Origin of the sequence: Rhodopseudomonas sp. (assembly GCF_048594845.1) — a bacterium.
Taxonomy (GTDB): domain Bacteria; phylum Pseudomonadota; class Alphaproteobacteria; order Rhizobiales; family Xanthobacteraceae; genus Rhodopseudomonas.
Map to the genome: position 1 here is coordinate 1 of NZ_JBMDXE010000202.1, position 24360 is coordinate 24360.

A 24360-nucleotide genomic window follows, 5' to 3' on the forward strand; every position below is an offset into this window, starting at 1 on the left:
GGAGATCGACAGCATCGACGCGCAGGTGCATCAGTTGCTGATGCAGCGCGGCGAGATCATCGACCGGCTGATCGCGGTGAAGCAGACCCAGGAGGTCGGCTCGGCGTTTCGGCCGGCGCGCGAGGCCGACATGATGCGGCGCCTGGTGCAGCGGCACCACGGCATCCTGCCGCTCGACACCGTCGAGAGCATCTGGCGGGTGATCATCGCCACCTTCACCTATGTCCAGGCGCCGTTCTCGGTGCATGTCGACCAGTCGCTCGGCGAGTCGGCGATGCGCGATTCCGCCCGCTTCCATTTCGGCTTCACGGTGCCCTACGTGCCGCATTTCTCCGCCTCGGCAGCGGTCGAGGCGGTGGCCCGGTCCAAGGGCGACTTGGCGCTGGTGTCGGCGACCTCGGGCGCGACGCCATGGTGGCTGGCGCTGGAAGCCGCCGGCGTGCCGAAGATCATCGCCCGGCTGCCGTTCATCGAGCGCGCCGACCATCCGGCAGCGCTGCCGGTCTTCGTGGTGTCGCGGGTCGCCGACAGCGCCATGGTGACCGAGGTCGAGACCTGGAGCATCCGGGTGTCGGGCTGGAATGCCGAGATTGCCCGGGCGATCTCGCCGCTGGCCGAGGTCGTGGCGGTCCCCGATACCGCCTTCGACGGCGCCGCGCTGCTGGTGTCGATCTCGGCGCCCTGTAGCCTCGACCAGATCAAGGCAGCCCTGATCGCAGCGGGGGCCTCGCTGCGTTCGTCGGCTCTCGTCGGCAGCCACGCGAGGCGCTATACGGTGCCCCCGAGCGGCAAGCCTGCCCCCTGACGGGCCGGCGTTCGGCCGCCCGACCATCCGGAGTTGACGATGTCCCGTCCCGTGCCGAAGCCCGGCATCCTCGATATTGCGCCCTACACCCCCGGCAAGAGCCCGGTGCCCGAAGCCGGCCGCAAGGTGTTCAAGCTCTCTGCCAACGAAACGCCGTTCGGCCCCTCGCCGCACGCGATCGCGGCCTTCAAGAGCGCGGCGGACCATCTCGAGGACTACCCGGAAGGCACCTCGCGGATGCTGCGCGAAGCCATCGGCAAGGCCTACGGCCTCGACCCCGACCGCATCATCTGCGGCGCCGGCTCGGACGAAATCCTCAATCTGCTGGCCCACACCTATCTGGGCCCGGGCGACGAGGCGATCTCGTCGCAGCATGGCTTCCTGGTCTATCCGATCGCCACGCTGGCGAACGGCGCCACCAACGTGGTCGCCGAGGAGAAGGACCTGACCTGCGACGTCGACGCCATCCTCGCCAAGGTGTCGCCGCGCACCAAGCTGGTCTGGCTCGCCAACCCCAACAACCCGACCGGCACCTACATCCCGTTCGACGAGGTCAAGCGGCTGCGCGCCGGGCTGCCGTCGCATGTCGTGCTGGTGCTCGACGCCGCCTATGCGGACTACGTCTCGAAGAACGACTACGAGATCGGCATCGAGCTGGTGTCGACGACCGACAACACCGTGCTGACCCATACCTTCTCCAAGGTGCACGGGCTCGCGGCGCTGCGCATCGGCTGGATGTTCGGACCGGAGAACATCGTCGATGCGGTCAACCGCATCCGGGGGCCGTTCAACACCTCGATCCCGTCGCAGCTCGCCGCGGTCGCGGCGATTCAGGACACCGCGCATGTCGACATGTCGCGCATCCACACCGAAAAGTGGCGCGACCGGCTGACCGCGGAGTTCACCGCGCTTGGCCTGAAGGTGACGCCGAGCGTCTGCAACTTCGTGCTGATGCATTTCCCGACCACGCCGGGCAAGACCGCCGCCGAGGCGGACGCGTTCCTGACCAAGCGCGGCCTCGTGCTGCGCGCGCTGAACAACTACAAGCTGCCGCACGCGCTGCGGATGACGATCGGCACTGACGAAGCCAACGAGCTGGTGATCGAAGCGCTGCGCGACTTCATGGGCAAGCCATGACGTCCGAGCCGCTGTTTCGCAAGCTGGCGCTGATCGGCTTCGGCCTGATCGGCGGCTCGATCGCCCGCGGCGCCAAGGCGCTCGGCCTCGCCGGCGAGATCGTCGCCACGGCACGCTCGCCGCAGACCCGCGCGCGCGTGCAGGAGCTCGGCATTGTCGACCGCGTGGTCGAGACCAACGCGGAAGCAGTCGACGGCGCCGATCTGGTGATCCTGTGCATTCCGGTCGGCGCCTGCGGGCCGGTCGCGCAGGAGATCGCGCCGCATCTGATGCACGACGCGATCGTGTCGGACGTCGGCTCGGTCAAGGGCGCGGTGCTGAAGGCGATGGCGCCGTATCTGCCGGAGGGCGTGCATTTCGTGCCGGCGCATCCGGTCGCCGGCACCGAGAACTCCGGCCCCGACTCCGGCTTCGCCGAACTGTTCGTCAATCGCTGGTGCATCCTGACGCCGCCCGAAGGCGCCAATGCGGACGCGGTCGACAAGCTCGGGGCGTTCTGGCGCGGGCTCGGCGCCAATGTCGAAGTGATGACCGCCGATCACCACGATCTGGTGCTCGCGGTCACCAGCCATCTGCCGCATCTGATCGCCTACACGATCGTGTCGACCGCCGAAGAGCTGGAGGGCGTGACGCAGTCGGAAGTGCTGAAATTCTCCGCCGGCGGCTTCCGCGACTTCACCCGCATCGCCGCGTCCGACCCGACGATGTGGCGCGACGTATTCCTGACCAACAAGGACGCGGTGCTGGAGATGCTCGGCGAATTCCAGGAAGACCTGTCGAAGCTGACCCGCGCCATCCGTCGCGGCGACGGCGACGCGCTGTTCGAGCACTTCACCCGCACCCGCGCGATCCGCCGCGGCATCGTCCAGATCGGTCAGGACGAAGCTGCGGCCGACTTCGGACGGCGCCCGAAGCAGCTCGGCGCGAAGGCGGAGTAGCCCGCGCGTAGCTCCGACTTTTCGGTTGGCTCGCGATAACCTCACGGGCGTCATCCTGAGGTGCTCGCCGTCTTCGGCGAGCCTCGAAGGATGGCGCGTCACGGCCGCCGCCGAAGTGGCTTCGTAGCCCATCCTTCAAGGCTCGCTGCGCTCGCACCTCAGGATGACGCATCGCGGGTTGTGACGCCACGATCAAACCCGGAAAAAATTGGCACCTGGGGTGGCCTACGCCCCGGTGAAGAACTTCAACAACGCCTCCGCGGTCTGCTCTGGCGCTTCCTCAGTGAGGAAATGACCGGAGTCGACGGCGTGGCCCTGCACGTTCTTGGCCCATTTCTTCCATGTGTCGAGCGGCGTCGCGGCGGACTGGGCGATGCCGGTGTCGCCCCAGAGCGCGAGCATCGGCACTTCGATCTTGTTGCCCGCTTCAACATCCGCCTTGTCGTGCTCGTAATCGGCGAAGGCGCCGGCCCGATAGTCTTCGCACATCGCGTGCAGCCGCATCGGATCGCGGAACGGCGCCAGATAGTGCTCGAGCGCGCGCGGATCGAAGCACGACAGATCGTGTTTCTTGGCCCAGCTCGCGAGCTTGTTCTTCAGGAAGAAATCGGGCGCTGCGGCGATCAGCGTTTCGGGCAGCGGCGACGGCTGCGCCAGGAAACTCCAGTGATACACCTTGAGCGCGTAGCGGCGATCCATGCGCTGCCAGTATTCGTAGGTCGGCAGGATATCGAGCGTCGCGAGTCTGGTCAGCCTCCCCGGCTGGTCGAGCGCCATCCGATAGCTGACGCGGCCGCCGCGGTCGTGGCCGGCGAGGCCGAACCGCACATGGCCGAGCTGCTCCATCGCCTCGATCAGCTGCCGGGCCATCGCCCGCTTGGTGTAGGGCGTATGCTCGGCATCGCTCTCCGGCATGTCGGACCAGCCGTAGCCCGGCAGATCGGCGATAATCAGCTTGAACTGCTTCGCCAGCGCGGGCGCCACCCGGTGCCACATCACCTGGGTTTCGGAGAAGCCGTGCAGCAACAACAACGGCGGCCCGTCTCCGCCGACACGCGCGAAGATCCGGCCCGACGAGGTGTTGATCCACTCCGAGCCGAAGCCGGGAAAGAGGTCAGCGAGGTCAGGCATCGGTGGGCTCTCCCTTTGGTGATTTGGCACAGCGAAGCGGCGCAGTCGGCGCAACCTCTCCCGCTTGCGGGGGAGGTCGGATCGCGTCAGCGATCCGGGTGGGGGAAGCTGAGTCTCCGAACTACGTGGCATCAGTGCTCGGCTCGCCCTCACCCCAGCCCTCTCCCGCAAGCGGGAGAGGGGGCGCGCCGAGCCGGATGCGGGTCTCCCGCATAAAATGAACTACTTCCCCCGGCGTTCCCGCGCCACCGCCTGCCAGCCGATGTCGCGGCGGCAGAAGCCTTCGGGCCAGTTGATCACGCCGATCGCCTCGTAGGCGCGGCGCTGGGCTTCGGCGACGGTCTTGGCCGAGGCGGTGACGGCAAGGACGCGTCCGCCATTGGCCAAAATCCAGTCACCGGACGCGATGGTGCCGGCGTGGAAGATCTGCACGCCGGAGATCTTCTCGGCGCGGTCGAGGCCGGCGATGCGGGTGCCCTTTTCGTAACTGCCGGGATAGCCCTTGGCGGCCATCACCACCGTCAGCGCCGGTTCGTCGTACCAGCGCAGCGTGAAATGCTTGAGCTGGCCGTCGGCGCAGGCGAGCAGTGCCGGGACGATGTCGGACATCATCCGCATCATCAGCACCTGGCACTCCGGATCGCCGAACCGGACATTGTATTCGATCAGTTGCGGGCCTTCGTCGGTGATCATCAGCCCGGCGAACAGCACGCCCTTGAACGGCGCGCCCATCGCCTTCATCGCTTTCAGCGTCGGCGTGATGATGCGGTCCATCGCCTGCTGGCAGATCGCGTCGGTCATCACCGGCGCCGGCGAATAGGCGCCCATGCCGCCGGTGTTCGGACCCTTGTCGCCGTCATAGGCGCGCTTGTGATCCTGCGCGGTGGCAAGCGGCAGCGCATGCTCGCCGTCGCACAGCACGAAGAACGACGCCTCCTCGCCGATCAGGAAATCCTCGACCACGACCTCGACGCCGGCGTCGCCGAGCCCGCCGCCGAACATCATGTCGATGGCGTCCTCCGCCTCGGCCAGCGTCATCGCCACGACGACGCCCTTGCCGGCGGCGAGGCCGTCGGCCTTGACGACGATCGGCGCGCCCTGGGCACGGATGTACGCCTTGGCCTCGTTCGGGTTGCCGAACCGCTCGTAGGCGGCGGTCGGGATGTCGTGCGCCTTGCACAGATCCTTGGTGAAGCCCTTGGAGCCTTCGAGCTGCGCGGCCGCCTTGCTGGGGCCGAACGCCTTGATGCCGACCGCCGCGAGATCGTCGACGATACCGGCCGCCAGCGGCGCTTCCGGCCCGACCACCACCAGCTCGATGTCCTTGTCCTTGCAGAACTCGATCACGGCGCGATGGTCGGTGACGTCGAGCGGCACGCAGATCGCCTCGCGGGCGATGCCGGCATTGCCGGGCGCACACCACAGCTTGGTGACCAGCGGCGACGCCGCGATCTTCCATGCCAGCGCGTGTTCGCGCCCGCCCGAACCGAGGAGGAGAATGTTCATTGCGGCAGCCCGATCGTGCCCGAGGATCCAAAGCCGGGGTGTAACACGCCTCGGACGCGGGGCAACGGCCCGCCGCGCGCATGTGGATATGTCGTTACCGGTCCCCGCCGGTCGCGGCGATGATCTCCTGCAGGGCGACGACATGGCGAGCGAAGGCGCTGCGGCCGGCGGGGGTGGCGGTCACGGTCGTCTGCGGCTTCTTGCCGACGAACGCCTTGTCGACGGCGACGTAGCCGGCTTTCGCCAGGGTCTCGATATGGGCGCCGAGATTGCCGTCGGTGGCGCCGGTCAGCTTTTTGAGCCGCGGGAATTCCAGCCCCTGGGCGACGGGCAGCGCGTTCAGCGCCGCCATGATCTTCAGCCGCAGCGGCTGGTGGATGATATCGTCGAACTCGGCCATCGTCAGTCCCGACGCATCCACAGGCCGCCGAGGATGAGGCCGCCGCCATTGACGAATGCCATCCACAGGTCGAACCACGCCCCGACGTAGAAATAACCGATCAGCGTCAGGGCGATGATGCCGACGCCGATCACCACGAAGGCGCGGCCGAACCACAGCCCGGCAATGCTGTAGACCGTCATGAAATAGATCGGCCAGAACACACCAAGCTCCCGCGCGCCGAAATGGCCGAGGTAGCAGTTGAGATAGCCGAACGCCAAGAACAGCAGCAGCGCCAGCGGAATCCGTGCGTCGAAACGAACGCCGCTGCGGCGTCGCGCCCAAGTGCCGATCGCAAACGTTCCTGCGACGCCGACGATGTTGACCGCGATCCAGACCCAACCGGCGGAGCGCGGCCACAGATAGGAGACGAGGTAGCCGACGAGTATCAGCGTGCCCCATTGCATCAGGATGAGGCTGGTGAGTTCGTAGATTCGCGACTGGCGCACGCGCTGGACGGTCGCGTCGATGTCCGACAGCGCCGCGGCGGCTTGTTTCGCGTCGATCCCGCTCATGTGCCGGCTCCCGTCCCGACGACGACATCGACGATGCTCGACAGCGCCGCCGGGTCGGCGACGATTCCCATGTGGTCGATGCCCGGCAACAGCTTGACGCGAACGCGCTCGCCCATCGTCGACTGGTAGTTCTCCGGCCGCATCAGTTCGTCGGCTGCGCCGGCCATCACGGTGATCGGGCTCGTCGCCGTGGCGAGATCGGTGCGGAAATCGCGGCTCGGGCCGAAGCCGGTCAGCAGCCGGAACGAATAGGCCGAGGTGACGTATTTTCCCGACCCCGGCGGCACCGCAAAGGCGATTACCGGCAGCTGATCGCAGCAGGCGATGCCGAAGCCGCGCAGCGTCTCGAGCGCGATGATGCGTGGCATGTCGGGCGCCGCCCAGCCGCCGCTTTGCGGCCGGTTGGTCGGCTCGCGGTAGCCGAGATACGGCGCCAGCAGCACGGTGCGGACGAAGGCTCGGCCGGCCGGCGTGCCGGCCATCCGCAGCGCGAAGCCGCCGCCGGACGAATGGCCGAGCAGCACCAGCGGCGCGCCCGGACGCGCTGCCTGCACCATCGCCACGAGATCGGCGAAGTCGTCGGCGAGCTGACCGCGATAGCCGATGTCGCCGCGCGTTCCTGACCCGCCGTGGCCGCGGATATCCGGCGCGAAGGTTTCGACACCGCGCGCGGCGAGCGCCTTGGCCAGCGCGTGGACCGCAACGCTGGAGCCGGCCGAACCGTGGATGACGATCGCGACCTCGCGGACGCCATTCTGCTGCGGCGCGTAGCGGCGGTAGGCCAGTTCGGTGCCGTCGCGGGCCTGGAACCGCGACAGTGCCAGCATGCCGCTGCGATCGACCGCCCGGGCGCCTTCGTCGATCGACGCCAGCGGCGCGGGCGTCGTCACCGGCACCGCAATCGCAGCGGCCAACCCGATCGCCACCAGGCCGACAGCACCCAGGCCGTAGAGCCCGACACGCAACGCTCCGCGAACGACAGCCATTTCGAACTCCGCAGCCTTATGATAGAGAACTCTGTATTACAGAGTGCAATGGTCAGCAAGGGTTGATTGGCGGCCGCGGCGCAAATCCCTAACGTGCCCGCGAACCAAGGATACCGAATCGGATGGCCCGCACGCTCGCTCCCCAAGCCCTCGCCAATGTCGGCGAATTCACCGTCTCCGAGCTGTCGCAGGCGCTGAAGCGGACGGTGGAGGACACTTATGGGCACGTCCGGGTGCGTGGCGAAATCTCGGGCTTTCGCGGCGCGCATTCGTCGGGGCACTGCTATTTTGCCCTGAAGGATGAGAGCGCGAAGATCGAAGCGGTGATCTGGAAGGGCGTTGCCGGGCGGATGCGGTTCAAGCCGCAGGAGGGCCTCGAGGTCATCGCCACCGGCAAGCTGACCACCTACCCCGGTTCATCGAAATATCAGATCGTCATCGAGGCGCTGGAGCCCGCCGGCGTCGGCGCGCTGATGGCCTTGATGGAAGAGCGCAAGCGCAAGCTCGGCGCCGAAGGCCTGTTCGACGAGGCGCGCAAGCGGCTGCTGCCGTGGCTGCCCGAGGTGATCGGCGTGGTCACATCCCCCACGGGGGCCGTGATCCGCGACATCCTGCATCGGCTCGAAGACCGCTTCCCGCGCCGCGTGCTGGTGTGGCCCGTCAAGGTGCAGGGCGAAGGCTCGGCCGAGCAGGTCGCCGCTGCCATCAACGGCTTCAACGCGCTGCCCGACGATGGACCGATCCCGCGTCCCGATCTGCTAATCGTCGCACGCGGCGGCGGCTCGCTGGAAGATCTGTGGTCGTTCAACGAGGAGATCGTGGTCCGCGCCGCAGCCGACAGCATGATCCCGCTGATCTCCGCGGTCGGCCACGAGACCGACGTGACGCTGATCGACTTCGCCGCCGACAAGCGCGCGCCGACCCCGACTGCCGCGGCCGAGATGGCTGTGCCGGTGCGGGCCGAACTGTTCGTCGAGGTCGGCGGCTTCTCGCGGCGGATGATGTTGTGCTGGTCGCGCGGCCAGGACGCCCGCCGCAACGAACTCCGCGCCGCCGCCCGGGCGCTGCCGGCCGCGAACGAATTGCTCGCCGTGCCGCGGCAACGGCTCGACGGCGCAACCGCCGGCCTGCCCCGCGCACTACGCGCCAATACGCATGCGCATCACCGTCGCTTCGCGGCGGCGGCCGCGGGCATGACGCTCAAGGTTCTCCGCGCCCAGGTCGCGCACAGCGCGCACCGCTTATCGGTGAGCGGGCAACGGCTGCAGCATTGCACCCGCGCGGTGCTGCGGCATCGCCGCGACCGATTCGATAGCCTGGCGATCCGGCTGCAGGCCTCCAAGCTCGCCAACGACCAGGCGCAACGGATGCGGATCGCCCGCGAACGCGAGCGGATGCTGCGGCTCGCCGAACGCGCCCGACGCGCCCTGGCGACGTTGCTCGACCGCCAGCAGGCCCGCGTCGACACCACCGGCAAGCTGCTGACCGCGCTGTCCTATCGCGGCGTACTCGCGCGAGGATTCGCTCTGGTGCGGGATGCCGACGGTCACGCCGTCCATGCCGCCGCAGCGGTGAGTGCCGGCGCCCGGCTGAGCGTCGAATTCGCCGACGGCCGGATCGGCGTTACTGCGGACGGCGGCCCCGCGGGCGAGGCGGCAACCAGGCCCGTGCCGGCCGCCAAGGCTGCCCCCCCGAAACCCGCAGCCAAGCGTGCGGCCAACCCGGCCGATCAGGGCTCGCTGTTCTGAGGTCGAAAGAAACGCTCGGCTAGCGGCCGAGCCAGTGCGCCAGCCGCTTTTCCGCATCGCTGCGGGCGGCGGGATCGAAGCCGAGATGGCCCTGCTCCGGCAATTCGGGATCGGCCGCATTGGTGAGGCGCGGCGCGAGGCCGCTCTGGTCGAAATCGTGATAGGCGCCGGGATAGACCACCAGTCGCGCCAAGGCGCTGCGGCCTTGTGCGCCTTCGACCATGGTGCGACAGGCGGACGGCGACGTGACGTCGTCGCTGCCGCCGATCAGCACCAGCGTCGGCACCCGGGCGCTCCAGCCGAGCCGCGCGGAGGAGCGGCAATCCGGGTAGAATGCGACCGCCGACCTGAACTCCGGCTCGCCTTTGGCGAGCGCCAGTTGCGGCCGGACCGCCCACAGCAGCGCGCTGCCGCCGGTGTCCCAGCCGACCAGGCTGATGCGCTGGTGCTTGATCCAGGGTTGCTCCGCGAGCCAATGCCGGGCGGCGCTGATATCGGCCAACCGCTCGCGCCGTCCGGCCGCGCGGCGCGTCTTGGCGTGGCATTGCGGGCCGAGTTCGCGCGACCCGTAGCTGTCCGGCAGCAGCACCGCGTGGCCGGTTTTCACGAGCTGCTCGGCCCAATCGGCATAGCGCGGCCGCACCGGCGCCGAAGAGCTGCCCAGCCCGCCGCAGCCGTGCAGCGCGATCACCGCCGGAAATGGGCCGTCGCCTTCGGGCTTGTAGAGCTGCGCGCGCAGAACGCCGCCCGAGCGGGAAATTTCGACCGTTTCCGGCGCAGCCGGTGCCGCGGCCGCGACATGGCCGGCGCACATCAAGGCAGCGATCGACAGCAGGAAAGGCAGGCGCATCATCAAAGTCCCGGCAAAGCTCCAGACGTCCAAAGACCTGCCATTGAGAAGATTATCATGTGGCAGCGCACCCGAACCATCACAAGTCGGTGGCCGCCACAGGGCGCACGGCGCGACGACGAACCGCCGGGTAGCAGAGTGATGCCCGCGCATGCAGCGGCTGCGGCCCTGACCTCGGACGCACACGATTTGGATTTCCGCCGAAATGCATTATGTGTCGGACGTTGTCCGCGCGGACGCTTCGCGCGAAAAAGCCAGGATTTCAGGAGACAGCCGTGCTCAACAAATTTGGCCCATCGGGCTCGGGCGAAGCGCAGGTGCAGTATCTCGACGGCGATTTCCGTGTGATCTCGCCCGGCACCTATGTGCGCTGTGCCGTGACCGGGGTCCAGATTCCGCTCGACGAGCTGAAATACTGGAGCGTGGACCTCAAGGAGGCCTACGCGACGCCGGCCGCCGTGCTGCAGCGTCACTTCCCGGATGCCGGCACGCTGAAGTCCTGAACTCAGCCGCGCGACAGCCGGCGCGAATGGACCTGATTGATCCGCTCAAGCAGCAGCGCGCGCAGCGGCGCGACGTCTTCGAATACAAGCGTCACCGCGAACGGGACGACAGCGGCGCCGAGTGATGCGGCCGCAGCACCGATCCGCGACAGATCCTTTTCGGTTGTTACCAGCGTCAGTCCGTCGCGACGTGCGTCGTCCGCAAGGCGTGCGAGCTCGCCGGGCGTGAACGGATGATGATCCGGGAACGACTGCTCCCGGGCAACGTCGATGCCGCTGGCCCGCAGCGTGGCGAAGAACCGGGCCGGATCGCCGATTCCCGCGAATGCCGAGACCCGACACCCCTTCAGCGCTGCGATCGATCCCTCGTCCGGCCGAAGCTGTGCCCGCACCACCGGGCCGCCGCGCGCAGCGATCTGCGCCGCAATGCCGGCCGCCGCCTCGCCGTCGCCGACGACGATCAGCGCATCGGTGCGCGCGATCTGCAGCGGCAGCGGCGCCCGGAGCGGGCCCGCGGGAAATACGTAGCCATTGCCGACGCCGCGGTGGCTGTCGATCACGATCAGCGAGGCGTGCTTGATTAGCGCGGGGTTCTGAAAGCCGTCGTCCATCACGATGACGCTGGCGCCCAGCGAGCGCGCCATCGCGGCGCCGTCGATCCGCTCGCGCGCCACCACCACCGGCACGCGTGCCGCCATCATCAATGGTTCGTCGCCGACGTCCTCGGCGGCGTGACGCGCCGGATCGACCCCGATCGGGCCGCGCAGGCGTCCGCCATAGCCGCGGCTGAGCACCACCGGTCGCTCGCCGAGTTCGCGCAGCAGTTCGATCAGCGCCAGCGTGGTCGGCGTCTTGCCGGCGCCGCCGAGATGATAGTTGCCGACACAGATCACCGGCGCGCCGCAGTCGAGGCCGGCCTTCTGCATGCGATTGGAGGTGACTTCGCCATAGACCGCGCCGAGCGGCAGCAGCAGGCGAGACAGCAGGGACGGAGGCCGGTGCCAGAAGGCCGGCTCACGCATTGGCGGCGCCCTGCTCGATCTGCAATTGCAGCAGGTAGGGCTCCAGCGCCAGAATGGTGCGGTCCAGCGCGCCTCCCAGACGTTCGACGACACGGTTCGCGGCGTCGATCGAAGCCTGGCGCGCCGGCGCGTCGGACAGCAGATGTCCGAACCGCCGCACCAGCGTATCGACATCGGCCGCCATGAAGGCGCCGTGCGCCTCGTCGAGCGCACGATACACCTCGCTGAAATTCGCCACGTGCGGCCCGTGCACGATCGAGGCGCCGAGCTTGACCGCTTCGATCGGATTCTGGCCGCCGTGCTGGATCAGCGAGCCGCCCATGAACACGATCGGCGCCAAGCGGTAGAACAGCCCGAGTTCGCCCATCGTGTCGGCCACATAGATCGCGGTCGCGGCGGTCGGCAATTGCTCGCGCGACCGCAGCGCAGCCTGCAACCCGGCGGCCTGAACGAGATTGGCCACCTGCTCGCCGCGATGCGGATGCCGCGGCACGATGACTGTCAGCAGCGTCGGAAACACGCCGGCCAGCGTGCGGTGCACGTCGAGCAGGATTTCTTCTTCGCCCGGATGCGTCGAGGCCGCGACGATCACCGGACGGCCGCGCGTCACCGCCATCAGCCGCTCGAGCCGCGCCGGATCGCCGGGCGGCGGATCGACGTCCATCTTGAGATTGCCGGTGGTGACGACGTTGGGACTGCCGAGCGCGGAGAAGCGCTGCGCATCCATCTGCGACTGCGCCAGGCAGATATCGAACTTGCCGAGCAGCGTGCCGATCGTCGCCGAGGCGCGCTGCCAGCGCGGAAACGAGCGCGGCGACATCCGGCCGTTGATCAGCACCATCGGCAGCCGCCGCGCCGACGACGCGAGGATCAGGTTCGGCCACAGGTCGGATTCGATGAACAGCGCCAGCGACGGCTGCCAGTGATCGAGGAAGCGCTCGACGAACCGCGGCGCGTCGTAGGGAATGAACTGATGGATGATGTCGGGCGGGAAGCGCTTGGCCACCACGTCGGCCGAGGTCACGGTGCCGGACGTCAGCAGAATGCGCAGGTTGAGCGCCCGCAACCGCTCGATCAGGCCGGCCGCGGCCAGCACCTCACCGACGCTGGCGCCATGGATCCACACCAACGGGCCGAACGGCCGCACATGCGCGGCGACGCCGCGGCGCTCGTCCACCCGGGACGGCTCTTCCTTGCCCTGCTTGAGACGGCGCCGGATCAGCAGCGGCGCCAGCGGCGCGATGCTGGCGGTCAGCGCCTGATAGACGCGCAACGTCATCGGCAACGGATCGGCCGCCAACGGCCCCGCCTGCCACCGCGGAGGTGACGCGCTCGTCATCGCAAAGCAAGCCTCGTCAATGCGCCGGCTTCGCGTCCTGGCCGGGATCCAGCAGGCGATGGAGGTGAACGATGAAATAGCGCATGTGGGCGTTGTCGACCGTCTGGTGAGCCTTGGCCTTCCACGCCGCGAATGCGGACGCATAGCTCGGATACACCCCGACGATGTCCACCTTGTCGAGGTCGCGGAAGGTGACGTTCTCGAGATCCTCCAACTCGCCTCCGATTACGAGGTGGAGCAACTGCTGCGCATTGTCGGGCATCAAACTTCCTCAGCGGCAAACGGCGAAAGCGGGTCAGCTCCCAGGACGAATGCGGAAATGCTCGACGATTCGAGCATGACGATCGCGTCCGGCGGCCACCAGCACCCCATGCGTGACCTCCGGACGGTTGTAGACGATGGGCTCGCCCGCGAGACTGGTTAGTTTACCATTCGCTTCGTGCACGATCAAATCGGCCGCAGCAAGGTCCCAGTCCCGGCTTTGCCCGCCCGCGAATGCGACGTCAAGGCGATCATCGGCCACACCGCACAGGCGCAGCGCCAGCGAGCCGATCCGTGGAAGGATCTGCGCGTCCGCCGGCAGCTTCAGCCGTTCGATCAGCGGCTTCGGGCCGGCCACCCGAACCGCCGCCAGCTCGGCGCCGGTGCTGGCACGAATCGCCTTGCCGTTGACGGTCGCGCCCTCGCCGCGCGCCGCGAAGTAGAACTCATCCGTCACCGGCGCGAACACGGCGGCCAGAATGGGGGATGCGTTCTCGACCAGCGCCGCCGAGACGCACCAGTCGCTGCGCCCGGCCAGATAAGAGCGCGTGCCGTCGATCGGGTCGATGATCCACACGCGCTGCTTGCCCAGCCGCGCCGGATCGTCGGCGCTTTCCTCGGACAACCAGCCGTAGTCCGGCGTCGCCGACTGCAGCCGGTCGCGGATCAGATCGTTGGCGGCGATGTCGGCTTCCGACACCGGCGAGGACGCGCCCTTGGTCCAGTTCCGAACGTCGGTGCCGAACATCGACAGCGCCAGCGCGCCGGCTTCGCGAACCGTGTCGGCCAGCAAGGCCGCGTCGCGCGAGGTCGCCCCGGCGCTGTATCCGATATCGGGACTAGCGCCCGGCAATCGTCAGCCCCTCGATCCGCAGCGTCGGCGCGTTGACGCCGTAGCGGAAAGTCAGATCGTTCGCCGGCGTCAGCGTCTTGTAGATCTCGAGCAGATGGCCCGCGATGGTCACTTCACTCACCGCATAGGTGCATTCGCCGTTCTCGATCCAGAAGCCGGCGGCGCCGCGGCTGTAGTCGCCGGTGACGCCGTTGACGCCGGAGCCGATCAGGTCGGTGATGTAGAAGCCCTGCTTGATGTCACTCATCAGTTCGGCCGGCGTGACCGAGCCGGCTTCGAGATGCACATTGTAGGCGCCCGGCGACGGTGAGGACGACACGCCGCGATGCGCGTGGCCGGTGGTCGAGAGGCCGAGTTCACGCGCCGTCGCGCAATCGAGCAGCCACGACGTCAGCGCGCCGTCGTCGACCACCGCGAGCGGCTTCACCGCGACGCCCTCGGCGTCGAAGGGCTGCGAGCGCAACCCGCGTTTGCGCAGCGGATCGTCGACGATGCGGATGCCGTCGCGGAACAGCTTCTCGCCGAGCCGGTCCTTGAGGAAGGAGGTCTTGCGCGCGATCGAGGCGCCATTGATGGCGCCGATCAGATGACCGACCAGCGAGCCGGAGACGCGGGGATCGAAGATCACCGGCACCTTGCAGGTCTCGACCTTGCGCGGATTGAGCCGCGCTGCGGCGCGCTCGCCGGCGATGCGGCCCACCATGTCGGGCGACATCAGGTCCTCGGCATGCGGCGCCGTGGTGTATTCGTAATCGCGCTCCATGCCGGTGCCCTCGCCGGCAATTGCGGTCATCGACACGCCCTGGCTCGAACGCAGATAGGCACCGTGGAAACCGGTGGACGTCACCAGCACCATGCCGCCGATTCCCGAGGACGCCGACGCGCCGCCCGACTTGGCGACGCCCTTCACCTGCATCGCCGCCTCCTCGGCGCCGCGCGCGCGGCGCTCGAGTTCGGCGGTCGACGGCGTCTGCGGATCGAGCATGTCGAGCTGGGGAAACTCACGCGCCAGCAATGACGGATCGGCAAGCCCCACATACTTGTCGTCGGGCGCGACGCGGGCCATCGCCACCGCGCGCTCGGCGAGCCGCGCCACGCCATCGCCGGTGATGTCGTTAGTGGATACCACCGCCTGCCGACGGCCGACCAACACACGCAGGCCGACATCGTCGCCTTCGGAGCGCTCGGACTCCTGCATCCGGCCTTCGCGTAGTTCGACGCCGTGCGAGATGCCGCGCACCGCGACCGCATCGGCCTGATCGGCGCCGGCGCGCCGCGCGGCTTCGACCAGACGCTGCGCGAGTTCGCTCAGCGCCGACTGATCGAACAGAGCTTGATCCACAGAGGTGGGAGAGGACGATGCCGCGCCTGGTGAAGAGTTCACAAACAAAATCCTGAAGGCTGGAAGCAGACGATGCAGACCCCGGAAGCGGAGCCCGAGACAGCAGAGATGTGCCTATTCGGCGCGGACTTCAAGCACTTTAGGCACAGCCGGAACCAAACATTGTCGGCTTCGGCGCAAGTTTTCGTCAATCATGCCGGCCAAGCTTCTGTCAATCATGAGTCCCGAAGCAAGCCGAGTCAGCATCGATTAACCAGCCTTTTTAAGCGATTCCGGACACCGCTCTGGCAAGCTCCTCGCATCGACCGAAAACATAATTTCGGCGGGGAGAACACAGCCGTGAGGCGTCAAACAACAACAGGCGGGAGTCATCCCGTCGGGTCGAGCCGTGCTCTGCGGCTCGACCCTCTCACACTGCCGATCCGCTACGACGCGCACGATATTCGCGCCGACGGCGGCGTCCGGCAAATCGAATTGCATCGTGAACGGGTGATCCTGCACCGCGCCGTGGCCGGCATGCGGATGGCCATCAAGGTACAGGTCAGCGACTTCCGCGGCATCGTCTGCCGCGGCCTCGACGATGCCCGCATCCTGATGCTGGTGCATCGCGATCCGTCGCTGTCGGTGCCGCTGTATATCAGCGAGGATGCCGAGGAGATCGAGCGCGTGCGGGAGCTGTGGAGCGAGATCCTGTCGCTGCCGCTGCTGCCCGACGACACGCCGCGCCTGCCGGCTCCGCGCCGCCGCCGCCGCTGCGTGATCAGCCGTCGCCGGCCGCGCTTCCTGGTCCGCCGACGCGTCGGCGCACTGCTCGAACCGGCGCGCTGCTATGCGGGCGAACGCGAGATCATCGCCCGAACCTGAATCGCACTGCGAGATACAGACGGCCGGCCGGATCCTGAATGGAACCCGGCGCGGCCGTTTTCGTCTGCTCGCTTGTCTGCCGGCAGACGATGCAAGGAACTTCCTGACAGCCTTTGCCGTTATCAGCGGCGACCAGGTTACGGCCTCCGTCGGCGCATGGTGCCGGTTAAGGTTCCATCATGCACCACGTCTCGCCAAGTGGGAGCGTCGGCAATTTGCCGAACATCCGAGTGCGGGGCCTCCCACCCAGAGGCACTGAATCAGACAAATGTCGGCAAGCGCGTGCGCATCGAGAATGCGCTCCGCCGGCGTGGGTTCGAAAAGGCTGAGTGTGGCGGATAGCACGAACAACTTTGAAGTCGACCTGACAAACTGTGATCGCGAGCCGATCCATCAGCTCGGGGCGATCCAGCCCTTCGGGTTCCTTCTCGCCTTATCCACCGACTGGCTGGTGCAGCGCGCGTCCACCAACGTGACCGACTTCTTCGGCATCTCCGCCGAGGAGATGCTCGGCACGCATGCGGCCGACCATCTCGGTATCTCGACAGTTCATACATTGCGGAACCGGCTGACGCTGCTGCGCGGGCTGGACGCGGTCGAGCGCGTGTTCGGCTACGAACTGCCCGGCAAGGGCAAGCGCTACGACTTCGCGGTTCACGTCTCCGGCCGCAGCGTGATCGTCGAGGCCGAGCCGTGCGTGGAAGAAACCCAGCCCGACACCGCCAGCACCATCCGGGCGATGATCTCGCGTCTCGACGCCACCAGCGACGAAAAATCCTTTCTGCACGAAGGCGCACGCCAGGTTCGCGCGCTGACCGGTTTCGACCGGGTGATGGTCTATCGTTTCGATACCGACGGCTCCGGCACCGTCGCAGCGGAGTCCGCGCGCGCGGGCATCGGCAGTTTCCTCGATCTGCGTTACCCCGCGTCGGATATTCCCGAGCAGGCTCGCCAGCTCTATTTACGCACGCCGTTCCGGATCATCGCCGATGTCGACGCCGTGCCGGCGCCGATCTATCCGCGGCTCGACGAGCGCGGCAACCCGATCGACCTGTCGCTATCGGTGCTGCGTTCGGTGTCGCCGATTCATATCGAGTATCTGAAGAACATGGGCGTGCGTGCCTCGATGTCGATCTCGATCGTCATCGAAGGCAAACTTTGGGGCCTGTTCGCGTGCCATCACTACGACGGACCGCGGCTGCCCGGCTTCGAGCGTCGCTCGATCGCCGAGCTGTTCGGCCAGATGTTCGCGCTGAAGCTGGAAGGCCGCGAGCGCAAGGCGATGGCGGGCTACGAGAACAGCGCACGCGCGGCAAGCGACCGGCTGCTGGCGGCGATCGCCGGCGACTCCACGCTGCTGGAGAATCCCGACTGGCTCGGCTCCATGTTGCACGACACTGTGCCGAACGACGGCATCGCGATCTGGATGGACGGGCGCGTCGCGCAGGATGGCCTTACGCCGCCCGCAGGCGAACTGCGCACCATCGTGCGCCGCCTCAACGCCATGGCGGCCGGCCGAATCTACGCGACAGACCACCTCGCCGGAACGATCCCGACCGCGCAGGCCTATGACGACGTCGCCGCCGGCGTGCTGGCGATTCCGATTTCGCGCACGCCGCGCGACTACGTGCTGCTGTTCCGGCAGGAGAAGATCCGGACCGTGACCTGGGCGGGCGATCCGCAGAAGCCGGCGAGCTACGGCCCGCACGGCGCGCGGCTGACGCCGCGGCAAAGCTTCGAGGCGTGGAGCCAGGAAGTCCGCGGACGCTCGCAGCCGTTCTCCGAAGCCGAAATCCGCGTCGCCGAAATGCTGCGGATCTCGCTGATCGAGATCGTGTTGCGGATGACCGACGAGGCGCAGGAAGAGCGCCGCCGCGCGGCCGAACGCCAGGACCTGCTGATCGCCGAACTGAACCACCGCGTCCGCAACATTCTCGCGCTGATCCGCGGCCTGCTGCGGCAATCGCGCGAGCCCGGCGAATATCACCCGGCGCTCAACATGCTGGACGGCCGGATCCAGAGCCTCGCCCGCGCGCACGATCAGATCACCAAGGACAACTGGAGCCCGGCGCCGCTCGGCTTGCTGATCGAGACCGAGGCCGCTGCGTATCTCGGCGGCAAGAGCGAACGCATCGAAGTGTCGGGCCCGGACGTCTTGCTACAACCGCAGGCGTTCACGACGCTGGCGCTGGTGTTCCACGAACTGATGACCAATTCGGCGAAATACGGCGCGCTGTCCGACAGCGGCCGTGTCACGGTCGACTGGCGGATCGATATCGACGGCGACCTGCAGATCGAATGGCGCGAACGCGGCGGTCCGCCGGTGCGGCCGCCGAGCCGCGAAGGCTTCGGCTCGACCATCATCAACCGCTCGATCCCCTACGATCTCGGGGGCGAAGCGCGGGTCCGCTACGAGCTGATCGGACTGGAAGTCGATCTCTGCGTGCCCGCGCGGCATGTCAGCGAGCAGCGGCACGCCAAGCCGGCGACGGTTGAAAACGCACCGCCGATCTTCGCAGAGAACCCCGAGCAGAAAACGCTGCTGAGCGGCGCCGCGCTGCTGGTGGAAGACAGCCTGATCATCGCGATGGACGCGGAGGACATCCTGCTGCGTCTCGGCGCCTCGCGAGTGGCGACGGCCGCCACCGTCGCGCAGGCCCTCGCGGAGATCGACCGCGATACGTTCGAGATCGCGTTGCTCGACGTCAATCTGGGGCAGGAAAGCAGCCTGCCGATCGCCGAACGGCTGACGGAGCGCGGTGTGCCGTTCATGTTCACCACCGGCTACGGCGAACAGATGCAGCGCACCGAGCAGAACAAGAACGTCGTCGTCGTCAACAAGCCTTACGACCTCACCGGCATCAGCGCGGCGATTAGCAAGATGCTGCGAACGTAAGCGTCAGGCCATCATCGTCCGGACGACGGCATCGCCGACGAGGCCGATGAACAGCAGTAGCCCGGCGTCGCGGTTGGACTTGAACAGCTTGAGGCACAGCGGCGAGTTGCGGATATCGAGCCGGACGATCTGCGACACCAGATGGGCCGCAAAAGCTGCGAGGCCGATCCACGCCATCCAGCCGGAGCCCGCCAGCCACAAGGCGGTGCCGATCAGCGTCACGGCGATCGCATACAGCACCGAGAGCGCGGTCTGCGTCCTGGCACCGAACAGGAGCGCCGTGGACTTGATGCCGACCATCAGGTCGTCTTCGGCGTCCTGATGCGCATAGATGGTATCGTAGCCGACCACCCAGGCGATCGAGCCGGCATACAGCACGAACGGCACCAGATCGAGCCGCGCGAAGGTGACGGCGAATCCCATCAGGGCGCCCCATGAGAAGGCGAGCCCGAGCACGATCTGCGGCCAATAGGTGATCCGCTTCATGAACGGATAGGCGGCTACGATGATCAGCGACGCGATGCCGGTAGCGACCGCAAACGCATTGAACTGCAACAGCACCGCGAGGCCGATGAAGCACAGCGTCACCATGAAGGCGGCGGCTTGCCTGGCGGTGACCTGACCGGAGGGAATCGGACGCGAGCGGGTCCGCTCGACCTTGCCGTCGAGATCGCGGTCGGTGATGTCGTTCCAGGTGCAGCCAGCACCGCGCATCACGAACGCACCGATGAAGAACAGCGCGCAATACAGCGGAAGGTGGTTCAGGTCGCGGGCCATGCCGGCGGCCAGCGCAGCCGCCCACCAGCACGGCATCAGCAGGAGCCAGGAGCCGATCGGTCGATCGAACCGGGCGAGACGGAGATACGGCCGCGACCATTCCGGCGCATGGCTGTCGACCCAGTTGCCGGTGGAATCGGCAACGGGCGCCGTGGCGCCGGTGATCGGAAGGCCGGTCATCGCTGCAGCACGTTGCCGTTCAGCGTGTCGAAGGTGGTGCCGCCGAACTTCTTGGCAGACGTGTTGGCCTCAGGCGCCGCTGTGGACGATCCCAGCACGTCGGCCAGGCTCGGACCGGCCGGACCGCGCTGCTGCTGCTGAGCCGCGATGTCGCAGACCTTCTTCTGCATGCCGCTGGTGTTCTGATGGCCCTTCTTCAGCTGATCGGCGATCTCGCCCGGAATGCCGCAGCGCTTCGAATTGGTCACCACGTAGCTGATCATCTTGGTTTCGGACGCCGCGAACGCGGTGATCAGCTTACAGGCCTCGGACGCCGGCGCCTTGCGTTTGCCGGCGGCCTGGATGGCAGCGCCGCGCTTCTCGGCTTCCTGACGCAGCTTAACGAACTCGTTCATGCACTCTTCGCCGGCGGCCTGCTGGCCCATCGGGGCAGCCTGCGGCGGTGGCGCAAACCCGCCGCCTCCACCGGCGATCGGCGCTGCGCCGGCGGCCGGGAATGCCCCTGTCGCTCCGACCGGCGGGAACGCCGACGGCTGAGCCGTGGCGGCGGGAGCCGACGACTTGTTCGGCAGCGGCGCCGGGAACGGCGAGGAAGCGCTCTCGTTCGGCAGCGGCGCCGGGAATGGAGAGGCAGCCTGATTGGGCAGCGGCGCCGGGAAGGCGCTTTGCGCATGGAGCGGCAGGCTGTGCATCGTGAAAACGGCGGCGACCGTCGGCACAATCAAACGGCGGATGATCAAGGCTGCTCCTCCGGCAAGGTTCGATGGTCCCCATTGTCCCCAAAAATCGGAAAGGATCTCGGAAGAGACCCCGACGAGTCCGTCAGGCGCGGGGCCCAAATGGCCGCCCCGCGCCTTTTACGATTCCCGCGTGGCCTTAACAACCCGTGGAATAGGGCGGCAGCGCGGCGCTTCGCCACGTTTAGCTGCTGATTTTGCTGGACCTTTGGACTAGAACGGCGCTGAGAAACGCCATGTCACGATACGATTTTCGCAGCCCGCGGCTGTTTGTCGACGCCGACCTGGCCGCCGGGGGCCGCGTGCCCCTGGACCGGGACCAGAGCAATTATCTCGGCAACGTGCTCCGGCTCGGGGCCGGCGCGCCTGTGCTCGCCTTCAACGGCCGCGACGGCGAATGGCGCGCCGTGGTGTCGGGCCGCAAGCGGCCGGAGGAACTGGAGGTCGCCGAACAGACCCGGCCGCAGGACCGGCTACCCGACGTGACCTATGCGTTCGCCCCGCTGAAGCACGCGCGGCTCGACTATATGGCTCAAAAGGCTGTGGAAATGGGCGCAAGCCGGCTCCAGCCGGTGCTTACCCAGCACACCCAGGTGCACCGCCTCAACACCGAGCGGATGCGGGCCAATGTGATCGAGGCCGCCGAACAATGCGGCATCCTCAGCATCGCCGAGGTCGGCGAGCCGGCCGCGCTCGACCGCTGGCTGGCTCGGCGCGCCGAGGGGCCTCGCCTCCTGGTGTTCTGCGACGAGGACGCCGAGATTGCCGATCCGGTGGCCGCGCTGCAGGGCGCCAGCGCCGCAGCTGCCGAGGGTGTCGACCTTCTGGTGGGCCCGGAAGGCGGCTTTTCGGCCGACGAACGCGACCTTCTGCTGCGCCAGCCCCGCATTCTGCGCCTGGCCCTGGGCCCCCGGATCATGCGGGCCGATACCGCCGCGGTGGCGGCCTTGGCGCTGGTGCAGGCCGTGGTGGGAGATTGGAAAGGCAACGTCGGTATTTAGGTGACATTCGACCATTGCCACCCGGCGGCCTTCACCCACCGCTCGGATGACGGTCGAAACTGTCATTCGGCCATGCTAAGGGCTGCGCCGACATCGTTTTTGACCCTCCCCTGCCCGGGACCGCAGGAATTTCGACAATGACCAAGACCGCCGCTGCTGGCGCGACCGGATCCGCCGCGTGGGCGGAGGCGCTGCTGCAATCGTTCGCCCAGGCCGGCTATGTCCGCGCCGAGCCGCCGATCCTGCAGCCCGCCGACCCGTTTCTCGACCTCTCGGGCGAGGACATCCGCAAGAGCCTCTATCTGACCACCGACGCCAGCGGCGAGGAACTCTGCCTTCGCCCCGACCTGACGATCCCGGTGGCACGCGACTATCTGGCGTCGGCCGAGGCCGGCCGGCCCGCCGGGTTCTGCTATCTCGGCCCGGTGTTCCGCCAGCGCAGCGGCAAGCCGACGGAGTTTTTGCAGGCCGGCCTGGAGTCCTTCGGCCGCCAGGACCGCGCTGCGGCCGATGCCGAAATGCTGGCGCTGGGGCTGCAGGCCACCGCGGCGTTCGGCGTGTCCGAGGTCGACATTCGTACCGGTGATGTCGCGCTGTTTGCCGCGCTGATCGACGCGCTCGACCTGATGCCGGTGTGGCGTCGGCGGCTGATGAAGGACTTCAACCGCAAGGTCAGCCTCGCCCAGGATCTCGAGCGGCTGACGCTCGCGCCCTCCGGCGGCAACGAATATGAGGGCGTGCTGGCGGCGCTGGCCGGCTCCGACCGCAAGGCGGCGCTGGCGCTGGTCACCGACCTGATGTCGATCGCCGGCGCCACCACGCTCGGCGGTCGCTCGGTGGCGGAGATCGCCGACCGCTTCCTCGAACAATCGACGCTGAAGAGCGGCGCGCTGCCGCGCGACGCGCTCGATAAGATCAAGCGCTTCCTGGCGATCGCCGGCGCACCGAACGACGCGCTGAAGGCGCTGCGCGCACTCGCCGCCGACGCCAAGCTGTCGATCGACGCAGCGATCGATCAGTTCGAAGCGCGGATCGGCTTCATGGCCGGCCGCGGCATCGATCTGTCGAAGGTGCGGTTCTCCACCGCATTCGGCCGCGGCGTCGATTACTACACCGGCTTCGAATTCGAGCTGCACCGCCTCGGCAACGGCGAAGATCCGCTGGTCGCCGGCGGCCGCTATGACGGGTTGATGAGCCAGCTCGGCGCCGCCGACCCGATCCCCGCCGTCGGCTTCTCGATCTGGATCGAGGCGATGACGCAGACTTCCGGAGGTGCTGCATGAGCGCGCCGTTCGTTCTCGCGGTCCCGTCCAAGGGCCGCCTGCAGGAAAACGCCGAAGCCTTTTTCGCCCGCGCCGGCATGGCGCTGACCAAGCCGGGCGGCGCCCGCGATTATCGCGGCACCATCGCCGGCCTCGACAATGTCGAGGTGGCGTATTTGTCGGCCAGCGAGATCGCCGCCAATCTGGCACGCGGCGCGGTTCATTTCGGCGTCACCGGCGAAGACCTGCTGCGCGAAAACATCGCCGAGGCCGACAAGCGCGTGCTGCTGATCGACGGGCTCGGCTTCGGCTACGCCAACGTGGTGGTCGCGGTGCCGCAGGCCTGGATCGACGTCCGCACCATGGCGGATCTCGACGACGTCTCGACCGGCTTCCGCGCCCAGCACAATCGCCGGATGCGTGTCGCCACCAAGTACATCAACCTGACGCGTGGTTTCTTCGCGCAGCACAATATCGTCGACTACCGCATCGTCGAGAGCGCCGGCGCAACCGAGGGCGCGCCCGCGGTCGGCACCGCCGAGATGATCGTCGACATCACCACCACCGGCGCGACGCTCGCCGCCAACGGCCTCAAGGTGCTCGACGACGGCGTGATGCTGCGCAGCCAGGCCAATCTTGTCGCGTCGCGCGAGGCCGACTGGTCGGACGCGGCCCGCGAGACTGCGCGCGTGATCCTGGACCAGATCGCCTCGCGTGCGCGCGCCAGCAAGTACAAGGAAGTCCGTACCCGGTTCGCCGGTTGCAACGACGCGCTGCTGGCCGAGGCGCATCAGCGGTTCGGCGTGGTGTCGCCGTTCGGCGGTCCGACTTCGTCGGGGATGCTGACGCTGCACTGCCCGCCGGCGCAGCTCTACGGCCTCGGCAGCTTCCTGCGCGAACACGGCGCCGACACCGTGTCGGTCGCCTCGCTGGACTACGTGTTCGACAAGGACAATCCGCTGTTCAGCAAACTTGAAGCTTTCCTGCGTCAATAATGCCCGCCGCGCGGTTCCGTCGCCGATGGCGACAGCGCCGCGTTGTCACCATATGATGCCGGATAGTTAGCCTCCGACAACCTGGACACAGAGCGAAGCCGGAACCGACGATGAAGATGGGGAGCGACCTGTCAGGCCTGAACGCCGGTGCAAACTCCGTCGCGCTGGGGCTGTCGATCGTGGTGCCGGTGTTCAACGAAGCCGGCGGGCTGCAGGCGCTGCACGAGCGGCTGGCGGCGCTGTCCGCGACGCTGCGTAAGCGCTACGGCCTCG

The 24360-nt window shown here is 67.7% G+C and carries 23 protein-coding genes; 10 read left to right on the plus strand and 13 right to left on the minus strand.

The window, feature by feature from the left end:
- The 3 genes from ACOJTD_RS13030 to ACOJTD_RS13040 all read left to right on the plus strand — a co-directional run.
- On the plus strand, positions 1-805 hold an 805-nt coding region (locus tag ACOJTD_RS13030; RefSeq protein WP_420133328.1), incomplete at its 5' end, for a chorismate mutase.
- 39 nt (positions 806-844) lie between these two features.
- Complete coding sequence (gene hisC, locus ACOJTD_RS13035) at positions 845-1942, plus strand: histidinol-phosphate transaminase (protein ID WP_420133329.1); 1098 nt, start codon at positions 845-847, stop codon at positions 1940-1942.
- Positions 1939-2880 (plus strand): prephenate/arogenate dehydrogenase family protein, encoded by a 942-nt coding sequence (locus ACOJTD_RS13040; RefSeq protein ID WP_420133330.1) that lies wholly within the window; start codon positions 1939-1941, stop codon positions 2878-2880. Before hisC ends, ACOJTD_RS13040 begins: the two co-directional genes overlap by 4 nt.
- Positions 2881-3105: 225 nt before the next feature.
- Here the strand turns inward: ACOJTD_RS13040 and ACOJTD_RS13045 are convergent, their stop codons facing one another.
- The 5 genes from ACOJTD_RS13045 to ACOJTD_RS13065 all read right to left on the minus strand — a co-directional run bounded on the left by ACOJTD_RS13045 (position 3106) and on the right by ACOJTD_RS13065 (position 7457).
- A complete protein-coding gene (locus tag ACOJTD_RS13045) occupies positions 3106-4011 on the minus strand; it encodes an alpha/beta fold hydrolase (protein ID WP_420133331.1) in 906 nt (301 codons plus the stop codon).
- A 222-nt stretch (positions 4012-4233) separates the two neighbouring features.
- Positions 4234-5517 (minus strand): phosphoribosylamine--glycine ligase, encoded by a 1284-nt coding sequence (gene purD, locus ACOJTD_RS13050; protein ID WP_420133332.1) that lies wholly within the window; start codon positions 5515-5517, stop codon positions 4234-4236.
- 94 nt (positions 5518-5611) lie between these two features.
- On the minus strand, positions 5612-5917 hold the full coding sequence (locus ACOJTD_RS13055; protein ID WP_420133333.1) for a winged helix-turn-helix domain-containing protein: 306 nt from the start codon (positions 5915-5917) through the stop codon (positions 5612-5614).
- A 2-nt stretch (positions 5918-5919) separates the two neighbouring features.
- Positions 5920-6471, minus strand: coding sequence for a hypothetical protein (locus ACOJTD_RS13060; protein ID WP_420133334.1), 552 nt, complete (start codon positions 6469-6471; stop codon positions 5920-5922).
- Entirely contained in the window at positions 6468-7457 is a 990-nt protein-coding gene (locus ACOJTD_RS13065; protein WP_420133335.1) for an alpha/beta hydrolase, read from the minus strand. Before ACOJTD_RS13065 ends, ACOJTD_RS13060 begins: the two co-directional genes overlap by 4 nt.
- 122 nt (positions 7458-7579) lie before the next feature.
- Here ACOJTD_RS13065 and xseA point away from each other — a divergent pair, with 122 nt between their 5' ends.
- Positions 7580-9205: an exodeoxyribonuclease VII large subunit gene (gene xseA, locus ACOJTD_RS13070; RefSeq protein ID WP_420133336.1), complete on the plus strand. Its 1626-nt coding sequence runs from the start codon at positions 7580-7582 to the stop codon at positions 9203-9205.
- 19 nt (positions 9206-9224) lie between these two features.
- Here xseA and ACOJTD_RS13075 read toward each other — a convergent pair whose 3' ends face one another.
- On the minus strand, positions 9225-10055 hold the full coding sequence (locus ACOJTD_RS13075; RefSeq protein ID WP_420133337.1) for a dienelactone hydrolase family protein: 831 nt from the start codon (positions 10053-10055) through the stop codon (positions 9225-9227).
- A 275-nt stretch (positions 10056-10330) separates the two neighbouring features.
- Here ACOJTD_RS13075 and ACOJTD_RS13080 point away from each other — a divergent pair, with 275 nt between their 5' ends.
- Positions 10331-10558, plus strand: coding sequence for a DUF2093 domain-containing protein (locus tag ACOJTD_RS13080; RefSeq protein WP_420133338.1), 228 nt, complete (start codon positions 10331-10333; stop codon positions 10556-10558).
- Positions 10559-10560: 2 nt separating this feature from the next.
- Here the strand turns inward: ACOJTD_RS13080 and lpxK are convergent, their stop codons facing one another.
- The 5 genes from lpxK to ACOJTD_RS13105 are packed head-to-tail and all read right to left on the minus strand — an operon-like array spanning position 10561 to position 15417.
- Positions 10561-11580 (minus strand): tetraacyldisaccharide 4'-kinase, encoded by a 1020-nt coding sequence (gene lpxK / locus ACOJTD_RS13085; protein ID WP_420133339.1) that lies wholly within the window; start codon positions 11578-11580, stop codon positions 10561-10563.
- Positions 11573-12919 (minus strand): 3-deoxy-D-manno-octulosonic acid transferase, encoded by a 1347-nt coding sequence (locus tag ACOJTD_RS13090; protein ID WP_420133340.1) that lies wholly within the window; start codon positions 12917-12919, stop codon positions 11573-11575. The genes lpxK and ACOJTD_RS13090 overlap by 8 nt, the downstream gene beginning before the upstream one ends.
- A 16-nt stretch (positions 12920-12935) precedes the next feature.
- Entirely contained in the window at positions 12936-13181 is a 246-nt protein-coding gene (locus tag ACOJTD_RS13095) for a DUF4170 domain-containing protein (RefSeq protein WP_054165384.1), read from the minus strand.
- 33 nt (positions 13182-13214) lie between these two features.
- A complete protein-coding gene (locus ACOJTD_RS13100) occupies positions 13215-14033 on the minus strand; it encodes a 3'(2'),5'-bisphosphate nucleotidase CysQ (protein WP_420133341.1) in 819 nt (272 codons plus the stop codon).
- The gene (locus tag ACOJTD_RS13105) at positions 14020-15417 is read right to left on the minus strand and encodes a TldD/PmbA family protein (RefSeq protein ID WP_420133342.1); all 1398 of its coding nucleotides are present in this window, start codon (positions 15415-15417) and stop codon (positions 14020-14022) included. The genes ACOJTD_RS13100 and ACOJTD_RS13105 overlap by 14 nt, the downstream gene beginning before the upstream one ends.
- A 297-nt stretch (positions 15418-15714) precedes the next feature.
- On the opposite strand from ACOJTD_RS13105, the gene ACOJTD_RS13110 reads away from it, so the two are divergent.
- Both ACOJTD_RS13110 and ACOJTD_RS13115 read left to right on the plus strand, forming a co-directional pair.
- Positions 15715-16239 (plus strand): DUF6101 family protein, encoded by a 525-nt coding sequence (locus ACOJTD_RS13110; RefSeq protein ID WP_420133349.1) that lies wholly within the window; start codon positions 15715-15717, stop codon positions 16237-16239.
- Between the two features lie 331 nt (positions 16240-16570).
- Positions 16571-19135 (plus strand): HWE histidine kinase domain-containing protein, encoded by a 2565-nt coding sequence (locus tag ACOJTD_RS13115; protein ID WP_420133343.1) that lies wholly within the window; start codon positions 16571-16573, stop codon positions 19133-19135.
- A 3-nt stretch (positions 19136-19138) separates the two neighbouring features.
- Here the strand turns inward: ACOJTD_RS13115 and ubiA are convergent, their stop codons facing one another.
- Both ubiA and ACOJTD_RS13125 read right to left on the minus strand, forming a co-directional pair.
- Positions 19139-20092, minus strand: a complete 954-nt coding sequence (ubiA, locus tag ACOJTD_RS13120; RefSeq protein ID WP_420133344.1) for a 4-hydroxybenzoate octaprenyltransferase — start codon at positions 20090-20092, stop codon at positions 19139-19141.
- A complete protein-coding gene (locus ACOJTD_RS13125; protein ID WP_420133345.1) occupies positions 20089-20832 on the minus strand; it encodes a hypothetical protein in 744 nt (247 codons plus the stop codon). The genes ubiA and ACOJTD_RS13125 overlap by 4 nt, the downstream gene beginning before the upstream one ends.
- Before the next feature lie 233 nt (positions 20833-21065).
- On the opposite strand from ACOJTD_RS13125, the gene ACOJTD_RS13130 reads away from it, so the two are divergent.
- The 3 genes from ACOJTD_RS13130 to hisG all read left to right on the plus strand — a co-directional run bounded on the left by ACOJTD_RS13130 (position 21066) and on the right by hisG (position 24087).
- Positions 21066-21830, plus strand: a complete 765-nt coding sequence (locus ACOJTD_RS13130) for a 16S rRNA (uracil(1498)-N(3))-methyltransferase (protein ID WP_420133346.1) — start codon at positions 21066-21068, stop codon at positions 21828-21830.
- A gap of 137 nt (positions 21831-21967) precedes the next feature.
- Positions 21968-23113: an ATP phosphoribosyltransferase regulatory subunit gene (locus ACOJTD_RS13135; protein ID WP_420133347.1), complete on the plus strand. Its 1146-nt coding sequence runs from the start codon at positions 21968-21970 to the stop codon at positions 23111-23113.
- Positions 23110-24087 (plus strand): ATP phosphoribosyltransferase, encoded by a 978-nt coding sequence (hisG, locus tag ACOJTD_RS13140; protein ID WP_420133348.1) that lies wholly within the window; start codon positions 23110-23112, stop codon positions 24085-24087. The genes ACOJTD_RS13135 and hisG overlap by 4 nt, the downstream gene beginning before the upstream one ends.
- Positions 24088-24360: the final 273 nt, after the last annotated feature.